Origin of the sequence: Pseudomonas sp. G166, from assembly GCF_037027455.2 — a bacterium.
GTDB lineage: Bacteria > Pseudomonadota > Gammaproteobacteria > Pseudomonadales > Pseudomonadaceae > Aquipseudomonas.
In genome coordinates this window covers 5,869,895-5,882,935 of sequence record NZ_CP146985.1, presented here as the reverse complement: position 1 = coordinate 5,882,935, position 13,041 = coordinate 5,869,895, and the positions used below count along the sequence as shown (strand labels likewise).

The following is a 13,041-nucleotide window of genomic DNA, read 5'->3' as shown; positions in this document are numbered from 1 at the left end:
TCAGACCTCGAGTGGCGTGGCGGCGCGATTGAGATCGGCCAGCGAGAGGTTGCGGTCGAACAGCGGCGCCAGGCTCTGGTCGTGGCTGACGAACAACAGGCTCGACCCGGCCTCGCGGCATTCGGCGAACAACAACCGCAGGAAGTTTTCTCGGGCGTCGTAGTCCAGGGCCGAAGTCGGTTCGTCGGCGATCACCAACTCCGGTTGGCCGATCAGCGCCCGGGCGGCGGCGACCCGTTGTTGCTGGCCGATGGACAGCGAGTCGGCGCGGCGCTCCAGCAGGCTTGGATCGGTCAGCCCCAGGTGCGCCAGTAGCGTGGCGGCGGCTTGATCGACGCTGCCGTGGCGCTGGAGCGCACGTTGCGCCCGCAGCTTGGAAAAGTGGCAGGGCAGCTCGACGTTCTCACGTACCGAGAGAAACGGCAGCAAATTGAATTGCTGGAAGATGTAGCCGGTGTGGTCCACGCGAAAGCGGTCGCGGCTGCCAGCACCCAGCTCGGTGAGTTCCTGGCCGAGCAGGCGAATGCTGCCACGGTCTGGCGTCTGCACTCCGCCCAACAGCCCCAGCAGCGTGGTCTTGCCGCTGCCGCTCGGCCCCTTGAGGAACAAGGTTTCGCCAGCCTCCAGGCGAAACGCCGGGATATCCAGCAACGGCGGATGCCCGGGCCAGCTGAAGCCCAGGTCGGAGAGTTCGATGAGTGCTTGGGTCATGTTTGCTGACTTCAAGGTAATGGATCGTTGTTGCCCACATATTCTGTATTCACAGTCGATCAACCGTGGGAGCGAGCTTGCTCGCGATAGCGATGTGTCAGGCGACATAAGTGCTGGATGTGCCGACCTCATCGCGAGCAAGCTCGTTCCCACATTGGATCTCTGCTGCTCACGCATTTGCATTCACAGCAGATCAACCGCGGGAGCCGCAGTAATAACTCAGAACTTCAGGGTAGGCACCTTGGCCGTCACTTCCACGCCTTGCTGGCCGCTCGGGCTGATCAGTTGTACCTGAATTTTCTGGGTGGCCGGGAAGGTTTTGAACAGTGTTGCCAGGTCCAGGTTCTTCAATGCACCCGGGGCGGCGCAGGTGAACTGGTAGTGAGCATGGATTTCACTGTGCTCGTGGTGTTCGTCGCCGTCGGCGTCTTCATCGTGGTCTTCATGGTCTGGTTCATCGCCGAACAGTGGGCTCTCCAGTTCCTGCTGGGCCACGGTGCATTTGGCCGCGGCGGGCAGGTTGAACAGTGCCAACGGTTTGTCCAGCTGCGCCCGTACGGCGGCGACCTTGGCTTTGTCGGCGTCACTGGTGGCGGCATGTTCGAAGCCCACCAGGTTCATCGCCGGGCTTTCCAGTTCCAACTCCAGGGTCTGGCCGTCCAGTGCCGCATTCAGCCGCCCGACCCCATGTTCGTGGGCGCCGAGGCTGCCGTGCTCGTGGTCATGATCGTGTTCGACCGCCGCATGAGCGACAGCCAATGGCAGCAGGGCGAACGGCAGGGCAAGAAGCAGACGACGCATGACGAGTCTCCAGGAAGTACAAGTTGTGTTATGTAATCTTATAACGAAAGTGCGCAGAGTTTGACCGTCTGCTTGGCGTCGCGCAAGGCCCATGGGAGCATGCGTACATGAAATATTCAGGAGCACAGTGATGTTGCGGATACGCGGAACCGTCGGCGATTGGCCGGTGGACTTGTCGATCGAAATGGATGAAGGCGACTGGGCGCAGCTTGGCGCGCAGTTACAAGTGGCCAAGGCCGAGGGCGTGGCGGCACCGGTGGGCAAACCGGAGAATCAGGACGATGCCCTGTGGCAGATCGCCAAGGAACTGCTGCGCAAGGCCGGGCAGTTGAGCGGTCCGGACCTGCTGGAACAGCTTGAAGGCCTGAGCGGCAGTGCGTCGGCAGGCAAGCGCCTGTTGGTGCGCTTGCGCCATAGCGCTGAGGTCAAGGTGTTGAGCGGCGGCGATACGCCGCTCTATAGCTGGGTGGGGCCAAAGGCTTAATACAGCGCGGCGAACAGCTTGCGGCGATAGGTCGTCACCAGCGGGTGATCGTTGCCCAGCAATTCGAACACTTGCAGCAAGGTCTTGTGGGGCAGGCCTTCGCTGTAGCTGCGGTTACGCACGAACAGCTTGAGCAACGCGTCGAGGGCCGCTTCGTACTGCTGGCGCGCCAGTTGCTGGATCGCCAGTTGATACACCGCTTCATCGTCCTGCGGGTCTTTGGCCAGGCGGGCCTTGAGGTCGGCGGCGTCCGGCAGGTGCTTGGCCAGGCCGAGGAACTGGATTTGCGCCTTGGCACCGGCGAGGGCGGCCTTGTGCTCGTCGCTTTTCACCGCATTGAGCACTGTCTGCGCTTCGTCCAGTTCGCCGCGTTCGGTCAGGCAGCGGGCATACAGGATCAGGGCCTTGGCGTTGGTGTTGTCTTCACCCAGCAGCACCTTGAGCACCGCTTCGGCGTCGGCGAAACGACCGTCGTCGAACAACGCCTGGGCTTGTTCGAACGGATCGGCAGCGGCTGGAGGCGGCATCTGCACATGGGGCTCGAGCATCGTGCGCACGGCCGATTCCGGCTGGGCTCCGGCAAAACCGTCGACCGGCTGGCCGTCCTTGAACAGCACCACGGTGGGCAGGCTGCGGATGCCGAAGCGGGCGACGATGTCTTGCTCGATGTCGCAGTTGACCTTGGCCAGCAGCAGCTCACCCTGGTAGCTCTCGGCGATGGTTTGCAGCATCGGCATCAGCGCCTTGCACGGTGCACACCACTCGGCCCAGAAGTCCACCAGCACCGGTTTGTGGAAAGAGTTGGCGATCACCGACTGGTCGAAATCGGCGGTGGTGGCGTCGAAGATGTAGGGGGTGTCCTGGGTCATGGGGAATCTCGTAGAGCGCTTGAATGGGGCAACTATACGGCTTGGTGGGGGTGGCTGAAAGCCGGGAGATCGTGAGAGATGTATTGATTGACGGGGCCTCATCGCGAGCAAGCTCGCTCCCACAGAGGGAGGCGTCTTGCGCAAAATGTCTGAACAACCGACAGCCTTGTGGGAGCGGGCTTGCTCGCGAAGCTTTTATTTAGTCACGGCGCGCGTGGTACAGGCTCACATGCCGAAATTCTTCAGGCTCGGCCAGGTCGGGCAAAGTCATGGCTTCAAGCATTTCGATGCGCCGGTACCGCGGATGCTGGAAATCCCGTACCCGGGAGTCGGCCACCAGGGCCTCGCGACCGCGGCTGAGGAAGTGATCGAGCAGTGGCAGGTTGGCGCGGTCGTAGAGCACATCGGCGACCAGGACCAGATCAAAACGATCGGCCTCGGCAAAGAAGTCCGTCGAATAACCTAGTCCCACACCATTGAGCGCGGCATTGGCCTGGCATGCGGCAATCGCCAACGGGTCCAGGTCGCAGGCCACCACTTCCAGCGCGCCGGCCTTGACCGCCGCGATGCCAGCGACACCAGAGCCGGCACCGAAATCCAACACCCGCTTACCCTCGACCCACTGCGGCTGTTCGGCCAGATAGCGGGCCATCGCCAGGCCGCTGGCCCAGCAGAAACTCCAGTAAGGCGGCTCGTGGAGGATGCGCCGGGTTTCTTCCGGGCTGAAGGCGCGGTCCATGTTGTCGCCGTCGATCAGCCACAGTTTCAAGTCCGTGCCCGGCAGTGGGCAAGCCACCAGGCGTGCGTCGCCCAGCAACTCACCCAACGCGTGTTGCAGGTCTTGCGGTGCATTCATGGCGCTTTGACGAACTGCAGGGCGCCCAGCGCCTGGGTGGTCGGTTGGCTGATGCGTTGTTCCGGCAGGTGCAGGATCAACTGGCCGGACTGGCTGGCACGACCGCGCAGTTCCACACGAGCGCCAACCGGGAAGGCATCGGGGTTGAAGCGCAGGCGGAAGGGCAGGGCCTGGTTGGTACCGATCAGGCTGGAACTGGCGAGCAGTTGCTGCGGACGGTCCTTGTCATCGATCACCAGCAGCGCCAGTTCGACCTCGGCCCCGGCCGGCACGCCTTGCAGGGTGCCGCTCAATTCCCGCTGGTACGCCGGCAGCGGCCCCAGCTCGGCGGCCTGGCGGGCTTTTTCCTGGGCCTGTTTCGGCGCTGGGGCCGGGGCGGGCGCTGCGGGCTTGGGGGCGTCGCTGCTGCACGCCATCAGCAGGCTGAAAAAACTGAGCAAAACGAGCGATCGTAGCGGCATGTGTGGCTCCAGCAAGGTAAATTCCATGGATCTGACGGTAAGCCCGTCTGTATACCGTAAACCCTATGGCTTGTCTTGCCAGTGGGATGCGCTACCATGGCCCTCCCTTTTTTTGTTGCCTGCCACCATGCACTGTCCATTCTGCGGTGCCAACGACACCAAGGTCATCGACTCGCGACTGGTCGCCGAGGGCGAACAGGTCCGCCGCCGTCGCGAATGCCTGGCCTGCGGCGAACGTTTCACGACGTTCGAGACCGCTGAGCTGGTGTTGCCGCGCCTGATCAAAACCGACGGCAGTCGCCAGCCGTTCGACGAAGAAAAACTGCGCGCCGGCATGCAGCGCGCCCTGGAAAAACGCCCAGTGAGCGTCGAGCGCCTGGAAGCGGCGCTGGTGCACATCAAGCACAAGCTGCGGGCAACCGGCGAGCGCGAGGTCAAATCCCTGGTGGTCGGTGAGCTGGTGATGGCCGAGCTGCAAAAGCTCGACGAAGTCGCCTACATCCGTTTTGCCTCGGTGTACCGGCGCTTCCAGGACTTGAACGAGTTCCGCGAAGAAATCGACCGCCTGGCTCGCGAGCCGGTGAAAGAATGAGCGTTTCGGCGCAGCAGGCCGTCCTCGACGCCCACTACATGGCTCGTGCCCTGGAGTTGGCGCGGCGCGGTCACTACACCACCCACCCCAATCCCCGGGTTGGTTGTGTGATCGTGCGTGACGGGCAGATTGTCGGCGAAGGCTGGCACATTCGCGCCGGTGAGCCCCATGCCGAAGTCCATGCCCTGCGCGCCGCCGCTGAACTGGCCCGGGGCGCCACGGCCTACGTGACCCTCGAACCTTGCAGCCATCACGGGCGTACACCGCCGTGTGCCGACGCGTTGGTCAACGCCGGCGTGGCGCGGGTGGTGGCGGCGATGCAGGACCCCAACCCGGAAGTGGCCGGTCGTGGTCTGCAACGGCTGGCCCAGGCTGGTATTGCCACTGAAAGCGGCGTGCTGGAAGGCGAGGCACGCCAGCTCAATGAAGGTTTCCTCAAGCGCATGGAACACGGCCTGCCGTTCGTGCGGGTCAAGCTGGCCATGAGCCTCGATGGCCGCACAGCCATGGAAAGCGGCGAAAGCCAGTGGATCACCGGCCCGGCCGCACGCTCGGCGGTGCAACGCCTGCGTGCCCAGGCCAGCGTGGTGCTGACCGGCGCCGATACGGTGCTGGCGGACAACGCCCGGCTGACCGTGCGCGCCGATGAGCTCGGACTGGACCCGGAGCAGACCGCGCTGGTCATGAGCCGTCCGCCACTGCGAGTGCTGGTGGACGGGCGCCTGCGGGTGCCGCTGAACGCGCCGTTCTTCAAGGCTGGCCCGGCGCTGGTCGCTACTTGCATGGCGGTGGAAGAACAGTACGCCAATGGTCCCGAATGCATGATCGTGGCGGGTGATGACGGCCAGGTCGATCTGCGCCGGCTGCTGGTGGAGCTGGCCGGCCGTGACGTCAACGAGGTTCTGGTGGAAGCCGGTCCGCGCCTGGCGGGGGCATTTGCCCGGCAAGGGCTGGTGGACGAATTCCAGATTTTCATCGCCGGCAAGTTCCTCGGCTCTTCGGCGCGGCCATTGCTGGACTGGCCGCTGGCGCAGATGAAAGACGCCCCAGAGCTGAAAATCACTGAAATCCGCGCCGTGGGCGATGACTGGCGAGTCATCGCCGTTCCCGTACCCAAGGCGAGCGTATAATTCCCGGCTTTCGCGCAAGCGGCGGCCTGTTCTCGAGGAGGACTCCATGTTTACCGGCATCATCGAATCCATCGGCAGCATCCGCGCACTCACCCCCAAGGGCGGTGATGTGCGGGTCTACGTCGAAACCGGCAAGCTCGACCTGAGCGACGTCAAGCTGGGCGACAGCATTGCGGTAAACGGCGTATGCCTGACCGCCGTCGAATTGCCAGGCAATGGTTTCCTGGCGGATGTCAGCCGCGAAACCCTCGACTGCACCGCCATGAACGACCTTAAGAGCGGCAGCCCGGTCAACCTGGAAAAAGCCCTGACGCCGACCACCCGCTTGGGCGGCCATCTGGTCAGCGGCCATGTCGACGGCGTCGGCGAAGTGGTCTCGCGCAGCGATAATGCCCGGGCCGTGGAATTTCGCATCCGTGCGCCGAAGGAACTGGCCAAGTACATTGCCCATAAAGGCTCGATCACCGTCGATGGCACCAGCCTGACGGTCAATGCGGTGGATGGCGCCGAGTTCCTGCTGACGATCATTCCCCATACCCTGAGCGAAACCATCATGGCCTCGTATCGGCCGGGGCGTCGGGTCAACCTGGAAGTCGACTTGCTGGCCCGTTACCTGGAACGCCTGCTGTTGGGCGACAAGGCCGCAGAGCCTGGCTCCCCACAAAAGCCGGGTAACATCACTGAAAGCTTTCTGGCCGCCAACGGCTACCTCAAATCCTGACCCAAGGGGGTGCCGCGTGGCGCTCAATAGCATCGAAGAACTGGTTGAAGACATCCGCCAAGGCAAGATGGTCATCCTCATGGATGACGAAGACCGCGAGAACGAAGGCGACCTGATCATGGCCGCCGAGTGCTGCAAGGCCGAACACATCAACTTCATGGCCAAGCACGCCCGTGGCCTGATTTGCATGCCGATGACCCGCGAGCGCTGCGAGCTGCTGAAGTTGCCGCTGATGGCGCCGCGCAACGGCTCCGGTTTCGGCACCAAGTTCACCGTGTCCATCGAGGCCGCCGAAGGCGTGACCACCGGTATCTCCGCCGCTGACCGTGCGCGCACCGTGCAAGCCGCCGCGGCGAAAGACGCCAAGGCCGAAGACATCGTCAGCCCTGGCCACATCTTCCCGCTGATGGCCCAGGCCGGCGGTACCCTGGCCCGCGCTGGCCACACCGAAGCGGCCTGCGACCTGGCGCGCATGGCCGGTTTCGAGCCCAGCGGCGTGATCTGCGAAGTAATGAACGACGACGGCACCATGTCCCGTCGTGCGGAACTCGAAGCGTTCGCCGTCGAACACAACATCAAGATCGGCACCATCGCCGACCTGATCCACTATCGGATGATCCACGAACGTACCGTTCAGCGGATTGCCGAGCAGCCGCTGGACAGTGAGCTGGGCCAGTTCAACCTGGTGACCTACCGCGATTCGGTGGAAGGCGACGTGCACATGGCGCTGACCCTGGGCACGGTGTGCGCCGAAGAACCGACCCTGGTGCGCGTGCACAACATGGACCCGCTGCGCGACCTGCTGATGGTCAAGCAGCCCGGTCGCTGGAGCCTGCGGGCCGCCATGGCTGCAGTGGCCGAGGCGGGCAGCGGCGTGGTGCTGCTGCTCGGGCACCCGCTCGATGGCGACGTGCTGCTGGCGCACATCCGTGAAACCGCCGATCAGACGGCGGTGAAAAAACCGACCACCTACAGCATCGTCGGTGCCGGTTCGCAGATCCTTCGCGACCTGGGTGTGCGTAAAATGCGCCTGATGAGCGCACCGATGAAATTTAATGCGATATCCGGTTTCGATCTGGAAGTTGTAGAATACGTGCCCTCCGAATAATAGCCCGGGATTTTCCGGCCCTGTATTCGTGGCTAATATCACTGAGGAGCGCGTATCGAACGCGCTCTGGCTCTTTAAGAGATCTGACGAATGACCCTGAAGACCATCGAAGGTACCTTCATCGCCCCCAAAGGCCGCTACGCTCTGGTAGTGGGCCGGTTCAACAGCTTCGTGGTTGAGAGCCTGGTCGGCGGTGCGGTCGATGCCCTGGTTCGCCATGGCGTGAGCGAAAGCGACATCACCATCATCCGTGCGCCTGGCGCCTTCGAAATTCCACTGGTTGCGCAGAAAGTCGCTCAAAAGGGCGAATATGCGGCGATCATCGCCTTGGGCGCGGTCATTCGTGGCGGTACTCCGCACTTCGAATACGTGGCCGGCGAATGCACCAAGGGCCTGGCCCAGGTGTCCATGGAGTTCGGCGTGCCAGTCGCCTTTGGCGTGCTGACCGTTGATTCCATCGAGCAAGCCATCGAGCGTTCCGGCACCAAGGCCGGTAACAAAGGTGCCGAAGCTGCCCTGTCCGCCCTGGAAATGGTCAGCCTGCTGGCGCAGTTGGAGGCCAAGTGATTAGCGACGAAAGCGATCGTTTCAACCCGCGCGATCCCAAGCCCGCCGATGCCGGCAAGCCATCCAAGAGCGTCAAGCGCCGCGAAGCCCGTCAGCTCGCGACCCAGGCGCTGTATCAATGGCACATGGCCAAGCAATCGCTGAACGAGATCGAAGCGCAGTTTCGGGTCGACAACGATTTCAGTGATGTCGATGGCGCGTATTTCCGCGAGATCCTCCACGGCGTGCCGGCCCACAAGACCGAGATCGATATCGCCCTGGCCCCTTGCCTGGACCTGACCATCGAAGAGCTGGACCCGGTTGAGCTGGCAGTGTTGCGTCTGTCCACCTGGGAATTGATGCAACGCGTCGACGTACCGTACCGTGTGGTGATCAACGAAGGGATCGAGCTGGCGAAAGTCTTCGGTTCCACCGATGGCCACAAGTTCGTCAACGGCGTGCTCGACAAGTTGGCCCCACGTCTGCGTGAAGCTGAAGTGAAGGCGTTCAAGCGCTGATTGCGCTTGAAATCCCATGGGTGAGTTTGAGCTGATCCGTCATTACTTCGCCGCTGCGCCTTGCGCCCAAGGCGGCGAAGGCGTTGCGCTGGGGATCGGCGACGATTGCGCCTTGCTGGCTGTTCCTCCCGGGGAACAACTGGCGGTATCCACCGACACGCTCGTGGCCGGTGTACATTTTCCAGATCCATGCGACCCGTTCCTGCTCGGCCAGCGCTCGCTGGCCGTGGCGGTCAGTGACCTGGCAGCCATGGGCGCCACGCCTTTGGCCTTTACCCTTGCCTTGACCTTGCCGGCGGTGACTGCCGATTGGCTGCAAGCCTATGCCCGAGGGCTCAACCTCATGGCCCAGGCCTGTGGCGTGGCACTGGTGGGCGGAGACACCACCCGCGGGCCGTTGAGCCTGACCATGACCGTGTTCGGGCGCGTACCGTCCGGCCAGGCCCTGACCCGAAGTGGCGCGCAGCCTGGTGATTGGCTGTGTGTCGGCGGCGAGTTGGGCAATGCCGCTGGCGCATTGCCGCTGGTGCTTGGCCAACGTGAAGCCGAACCTGTCGTCGCCGAGCCGCTGCTGGCGCATTATTGGTCGCCACAACCGCAGATCGACCTGGGCTTGGCCCTGCGCGGCAAGGCCAGTGCGGCGATGGATATTTCCGATGGTCTGCTGGCCGATTGCGAGCATATTGCCCTGGCGTCTGGTGTGGCATTACAGGTTGAACGGGACCGATTGCCGTTGTCCAAAGCTTTAGTCACGTTTCTCGGCCAACCGGGAGCAGCACACGCCGCCCTGAGTGGCGGTGACGATTACGTGCTGCTCTTCACCTTGCCACCGGTCCGATTGTCGGTGTTGCAGGCCGCAGGCTGGCCAATCCATGTGATCGGCCGCGTCATGGCCGGGCAAGGGGTCAAGTTGCTCGATCAAGACGGGCGCGACATCACCCCGCAAATTCGGGGCTATCAACATTTTCGGGAGACACCGTGACAGATCATCCCAACCAGGTCCCGGCGGAGTTCGTTCCGCCCTCGGTCTGGCGCAATCCCTGGCATTTCCTGGCATTCGGCTTCGGTTCGGGTACATTGCCTAAAGCGCCGGGCACTTGGGGCTCGCTGGTTGCGCTACCCTTTATACCGTTGTGGCAGATGTTGCCGGACTGGGGCTATTGGCTGATGCTGGGCGTCACCATGCTGTTTGGCTTCTGGTTGTGCGGCAAGGTGGCGGATGACCTACGGGTGCACGATCATGAAGGCATCGTCTGGGACGAAATGGTCGGCATGTGGATCACCCTGTGGCTGGTGCCGGAAGGCTGGTACTGGCTATTGGCGGGTTTTCTGGTGTTTCGCTTCTTCGACATTCTCAAGCCATGGCCGATTCGTTGGATAGACCGGCATGTGCATGGAGGCGTTGGCATCATGCTTGACGATGTACTGGCCGGGGTCTTTGCCTGGCTGGCAATGCAGGGGTTGGTGTGGTGTTTTACCTGAGGGAACCAGGAATGGGCGTAAGCCGCACACTGTTGCTTTTGCTGTGCTTGGGGAGCTGCCTCAGTGCCTGGGCGGCAGGGCCGACGGCGCTGCCCGGCAAGGTTCGTGCGGCCAGCGAGGAATGGGCCGATTACACCCAGGCCGATGGCCGGGGCATGGGCTGGGACATCTTGCGCGAGGTGTTCGAGCCTGCGGGCGTCAAGCTGGAGATTCGCAGCGTGCCCTACACCCGCTCGACCGGGTTGGTGCAGCGCGGCGAAGTCGATGTGCAGGTCGGCGCCTATCGTGATGAGTCCGAAGGTGTGCTTTACCCTAAGTGGCACTACGACGTCGACCACATCTATGCCCTTGGGCTGGCCTCCAAGCCGGCACCGACGCTGGCGACGGTCGGCAACTATCGGCTGGTATGGATGCGAGGGTACGAATACAACAACTATCTGCCCAACATCCGGCGTTTCAATGAAATCCACCGCTCGGTGGGTATTTTGTCGATGCTGGTCCATGATCGCGCCGATTTTTACATCGATGCGTTGATGGAAATCCAGGATGTGCTCGCCAAAGCCGATAATCCTCAGCAGTTCAAGCTCTCGCCGCTGATCAATTTGCCGCTGTACCTGGGCTTTGCCAACACCGAAAACGGACGGGCCTTGCGTGAGCTGTTTGACCAGCGCATGGAGGTGCTGGTGAGAACTGGCCAGCTCAAGCCGATTTTCGAACGCTGGAAGCAACCCTATCCTTTCGACGAGAATGGCAAGCCGCCGAAGCCGTAATCAAACTTTTCGATGGTTATGGCCGACAATTCAGCCTAAGCGTCTGTCGGGACGTGCTGTTACAATGCCCGCCTCTGCGAAACTCCAGTACTAGATCAGGAGCACACCGGTGCCTGTCGTTTTTGTTGCCGCTTCCAAGCTGCCAACGCCCTTTGCGCAATTCACCATGCATGGTTTTCTCGATGAAGCCACCGGCCGCGAGCACGTCGTGCTGAGCCTGGGTGATTTCGCCGACGGTAGCCCGGTACTCGGTCGCCTGCACTCCGAATGCCTGACGGGCGATGCCCTGTTCAGCCAGCGCTGCGATTGCGGTTCGCAACTCGAAGCCGCGTTGCAGGCCATTGCCCGTGAAGGCCGTGGCGTGCTGCTGTACCTGCGCCAGGAAGGTCGCGGCATTGGCCTGTTGAACAAGATCCGCGCCTATGAACTGCAAGACGGTGGCGCCGATACCGTGGAAGCCAACGAACGCCTCGGCTTTGCCGCTGATTTGCGTGACTACAGCATTTGCTTGCCGATGCTCGAGCACCTGGGCATCAAGTCCCTGCGGCTGATGACCAATAACCCACGCAAGGTCAAGGCGCTGACCGACATGGGCATCGTGGTCGCCGAGCGTGTGCCATTGCACACCGGCCATAATCCGCATAACAAACTCTATCTGGCGACCAAGGCCAGCAAGCTCGACCACATGATGGGCAACGAGCATCAGAACGAGGTCGACCGGGCGTGACGCGTGGCCAGGTTCGGCGGCGACTGGCCGTCAGTTGGTGGAAATACCTGGCCCTGGCCCTGGTGCCGCTGTTCGTGATCAACCTGGTGTTTGGCGAGGGCGAAGCGATTCTGCCGGTGCTGGCGATGCCGCTGTTTATTGCTGGCGTGGCGTCGATGTTTGTCAGCCTGCGATTCTTCGGGCCTTATAAACACGCCTTGGTTGCGACCCAGAAAGCCCTCGACACACCGGAAGAGCCCCAGGCCTGGATTACCCTGGCGGCCCGTCGTCGTGCAGCCTTCCTCGTTGCGGGGCTGCCGGCCTGGATCGGTGCTCTCGCGGTGTTCGTGGGCCTGGAAGCGGTGCCGCTGATGTTGCTGGCCTTGTCCTCCGCGGTACTGTTCTACCTGTATCGCATCCCGCGTCAGCTCGGCTGATGAGCCGCTGGCTGGCAGTCCTGCTGCTGGCCGCCAGTGCCTCGACGGTGGCGGCCAACCGCATCGTCAGCCTTGCGCCGTCACTCACTGAAATTGTCGTTGAACTGGACTCTGCCGACCTGTTGGTGGGCGTGCTGGACGCCGGCGATCGTCCGGCGGGGCTCGACGACCTGCCCTCGGTGGGCCGTTACGGGCAGCTGGACATGGAGCGCTTGCTCAGCCTCAAGCCCGACCTGTTGCTGCTTTGGCCCGGTAGCGTGGGGCCGGCCCAGCGTGAGCAGCTCAAGGGCTTGAGCATTCCGGTCTACGTTGCCGAGCCCCGTGGCCTCGACTCACTTATCAGCCAAATCGAAGACATCGCCGCACAACTCGCTCGCCCGGAGCGGGGCGTGCAGCGAGCGGCACAGTTGCGCGTGCGTCTTGAGGCGCTGCGCCAGCGTTACCGGCGCGATACACCGTTGCCGGTGTTCTATCAGGTCTGGGACCGACCGTTGTACACCGTCGGTGGCGGGCAGATCATCAGTGACGCGCTGGCGGTGTGCGGGGCGCGGAACGTCTTCGCCGACCTGAGCGTGCCGGCGCCGCAGGTGAGCGTGGAGTCGGTGTTGCAACGCAATCCGCAGATCATCCTGGCCACGGAGCAAGCCCAGCTCGACGCCTGGAAAACCTGGCCGCAGCTGGCAGCAGTGGCGCAGGGGCGGTTGCTGTTAGTGCGTGACAAGGGGCTGGAACGGCCCAGTGGGCAGATGATCGAGGCGACGGCCCGGTTGTGTGGGTTGATTGCGCCGGACAGGTAGAGCGCGGTGCCCTCATCGCGAGCAAACTCGCTCCCACAGTTGATCTACGGCG

General features: G+C 62.8%; 18 protein-coding genes. 13 read left to right on the top strand and 5 right to left on the bottom strand.

Annotation, left to right across the window (positions count from 1 at the left end):
• Positions 1-711, bottom strand: coding sequence for an ABC transporter ATP-binding protein (locus SGN16_RS26100; RefSeq protein WP_335945910.1), 711 nt, complete (start codon positions 709-711; stop codon positions 1-3).
• A 219-nt stretch (positions 712-930) separates the two neighbouring features.
• The gene (locus SGN16_RS26095) at positions 931-1,512 is read right to left on the bottom strand and encodes a DUF2796 domain-containing protein (RefSeq protein WP_335945911.1); all 582 of its coding nucleotides are present in this window, start codon (positions 1,510-1,512) and stop codon (positions 931-933) included.
• A gap of 130 nt (positions 1,513-1,642) precedes the next feature.
• On the opposite strand from SGN16_RS26095, the gene SGN16_RS26090 reads away from it, so the two are divergent.
• The gene (locus SGN16_RS26090; RefSeq protein ID WP_335945912.1) at positions 1,643-1,996 is read left to right on the top strand and encodes a hypothetical protein; all 354 of its coding nucleotides are present in this window, start codon (positions 1,643-1,645) and stop codon (positions 1,994-1,996) included.
• Here SGN16_RS26090 and trxA read toward each other — a convergent pair.
• The 3 genes from trxA to SGN16_RS26075 form a co-directional block, all read right to left on the bottom strand.
• Entirely contained in the window at positions 1,993-2,865 is an 873-nt protein-coding gene (gene trxA, locus SGN16_RS26085) for a thioredoxin (protein ID WP_210641325.1), read from the bottom strand. The two genes, SGN16_RS26090 and trxA, sit on opposite strands and share 4 nt — an antisense overlap.
• Before the next feature lie 199 nt (positions 2,866-3,064).
• Positions 3,065-3,721 (bottom strand): 50S ribosomal protein L11 methyltransferase, encoded by a 657-nt coding sequence (locus tag SGN16_RS26080; protein ID WP_335945913.1) that lies wholly within the window; start codon positions 3,719-3,721, stop codon positions 3,065-3,067.
• Positions 3,718-4,182, bottom strand: a complete 465-nt coding sequence (locus SGN16_RS26075; RefSeq protein WP_210641321.1) for a YbaY family lipoprotein — start codon at positions 4,180-4,182, stop codon at positions 3,718-3,720. Before SGN16_RS26075 ends, SGN16_RS26080 begins: the two co-directional genes overlap by 4 nt.
• Before the next feature lie 127 nt (positions 4,183-4,309).
• On the opposite strand from SGN16_RS26075, the gene nrdR reads away from it, so the two are divergent.
• The 12 genes from nrdR (at position 4,310) to SGN16_RS26015 (ending at position 12,989) form a co-directional block, all read left to right on the top strand.
• Positions 4,310-4,774 carry a transcriptional regulator NrdR gene (nrdR, locus tag SGN16_RS26070; protein WP_013694316.1) on the top strand — a complete coding sequence of 155 codons (465 nt, stop codon included), beginning with the start codon at positions 4,310-4,312 and terminating at the stop codon, positions 4,772-4,774.
• On the top strand, positions 4,771-5,904 hold the full coding sequence (gene ribD, locus SGN16_RS26065; RefSeq protein WP_335945914.1) for a bifunctional diaminohydroxyphosphoribosylaminopyrimidine deaminase/5-amino-6-(5-phosphoribosylamino)uracil reductase RibD: 1,134 nt from the start codon (positions 4,771-4,773) through the stop codon (positions 5,902-5,904). The genes nrdR and ribD overlap by 4 nt, the downstream gene beginning before the upstream one ends.
• Before the next feature lie 46 nt (positions 5,905-5,950).
• The gene (locus tag SGN16_RS26060) at positions 5,951-6,625 is read left to right on the top strand and encodes a riboflavin synthase (RefSeq protein WP_210641317.1); all 675 of its coding nucleotides are present in this window, start codon (positions 5,951-5,953) and stop codon (positions 6,623-6,625) included.
• 16 nt (positions 6,626-6,641) lie between these two features.
• Entirely contained in the window at positions 6,642-7,733 is a 1,092-nt protein-coding gene (ribBA, locus tag SGN16_RS26055; RefSeq protein ID WP_335945915.1) for a bifunctional 3,4-dihydroxy-2-butanone-4-phosphate synthase/GTP cyclohydrolase II, read from the top strand.
• 90 nt (positions 7,734-7,823) lie between these two features.
• Positions 7,824-8,300, top strand: a complete 477-nt coding sequence (ribE, locus tag SGN16_RS26050; protein WP_003206025.1) for a 6,7-dimethyl-8-ribityllumazine synthase — start codon at positions 7,824-7,826, stop codon at positions 8,298-8,300.
• Complete coding sequence (gene nusB, locus SGN16_RS26045; RefSeq protein ID WP_047229742.1) at positions 8,297-8,797, top strand: transcription antitermination factor NusB; 501 nt, start codon at positions 8,297-8,299, stop codon at positions 8,795-8,797. The genes ribE and nusB overlap by 4 nt, the downstream gene beginning before the upstream one ends.
• A 16-nt stretch (positions 8,798-8,813) precedes the next feature.
• Positions 8,814-9,779 (top strand): thiamine-phosphate kinase, encoded by a 966-nt coding sequence (gene thiL, locus SGN16_RS26040; RefSeq protein ID WP_335945916.1) that lies wholly within the window; start codon positions 8,814-8,816, stop codon positions 9,777-9,779.
• The gene (locus SGN16_RS26035) at positions 9,776-10,279 is read left to right on the top strand and encodes a phosphatidylglycerophosphatase A (protein ID WP_210641313.1); all 504 of its coding nucleotides are present in this window, start codon (positions 9,776-9,778) and stop codon (positions 10,277-10,279) included. The genes thiL and SGN16_RS26035 overlap by 4 nt, the downstream gene beginning before the upstream one ends.
• An 11-nt stretch (positions 10,280-10,290) precedes the next feature.
• Positions 10,291-11,049, top strand: a complete 759-nt coding sequence (locus tag SGN16_RS26030; protein ID WP_210641311.1) for a transporter substrate-binding domain-containing protein — start codon at positions 10,291-10,293, stop codon at positions 11,047-11,049.
• A gap of 109 nt (positions 11,050-11,158) precedes the next feature.
• Positions 11,159-11,776 (top strand): GTP cyclohydrolase II, encoded by a 618-nt coding sequence (ribA, locus tag SGN16_RS26025; RefSeq protein ID WP_210641309.1) that lies wholly within the window; start codon positions 11,159-11,161, stop codon positions 11,774-11,776.
• Positions 11,773-12,192: an MFS transporter gene (locus SGN16_RS26020; RefSeq protein ID WP_210641307.1), complete on the top strand. Its 420-nt coding sequence runs from the start codon at positions 11,773-11,775 to the stop codon at positions 12,190-12,192. Before ribA ends, SGN16_RS26020 begins: the two co-directional genes overlap by 4 nt.
• The gene (locus SGN16_RS26015; protein ID WP_335945952.1) at positions 12,189-12,989 is read left to right on the top strand and encodes a cobalamin-binding protein; all 801 of its coding nucleotides are present in this window, start codon (positions 12,189-12,191) and stop codon (positions 12,987-12,989) included. Before SGN16_RS26020 ends, SGN16_RS26015 begins: the two co-directional genes overlap by 4 nt.
• The last annotated feature ends 52 nt before the right edge of the window (positions 12,990-13,041 follow it).

What these genes read in the sequence shown, in the direction of transcription:
- SGN16_RS26100 (WP_335945910.1), bottom strand. Translation starts at nt 711, where the DNA reads ATGACCCAAGCACTCATCGAACTCTCCGACCTGGGCTTCAGCTGGCCC.
- SGN16_RS26095 (WP_335945911.1), bottom strand. Translation starts at nt 1,512, where the DNA reads ATGCGTCGTCTGCTTCTTGCCCTGCCGTTCGCCCTGCTGCCATTGGCT.
- SGN16_RS26090 (WP_335945912.1), top strand. Translation starts at nt 1,643, where the DNA reads ATGTTGCGGATACGCGGAACCGTCGGCGATTGGCCGGTGGACTTGTCG.
- trxA (WP_210641325.1), bottom strand. Translation starts at nt 2,865, where the DNA reads ATGACCCAGGACACCCCCTACATCTTCGACGCCACCACCGCCGATTTC.
- SGN16_RS26080 (WP_335945913.1), bottom strand. Translation starts at nt 3,721, where the DNA reads ATGAATGCACCGCAAGACCTGCAACACGCGTTGGGTGAGTTGCTGGGC.
- SGN16_RS26075 (WP_210641321.1), bottom strand. Translation starts at nt 4,182, where the DNA reads ATGCCGCTACGATCGCTCGTTTTGCTCAGTTTTTTCAGCCTGCTGATG.
- nrdR (WP_013694316.1), top strand. Translation starts at nt 4,310, where the DNA reads ATGCACTGTCCATTCTGCGGTGCCAACGACACCAAGGTCATCGACTCG.
- ribD (WP_335945914.1), top strand. Translation starts at nt 4,771, where the DNA reads ATGAGCGTTTCGGCGCAGCAGGCCGTCCTCGACGCCCACTACATGGCT.
- SGN16_RS26060 (WP_210641317.1), top strand. Translation starts at nt 5,951, where the DNA reads ATGTTTACCGGCATCATCGAATCCATCGGCAGCATCCGCGCACTCACC.
- ribE (WP_003206025.1), top strand. Translation starts at nt 7,824, where the DNA reads ATGACCCTGAAGACCATCGAAGGTACCTTCATCGCCCCCAAAGGCCGC.
- thiL (WP_335945916.1), top strand. Translation starts at nt 8,814, where the DNA reads ATGGGTGAGTTTGAGCTGATCCGTCATTACTTCGCCGCTGCGCCTTGC.
- SGN16_RS26030 (WP_210641311.1), top strand. Translation starts at nt 10,291, where the DNA reads ATGGGCGTAAGCCGCACACTGTTGCTTTTGCTGTGCTTGGGGAGCTGC.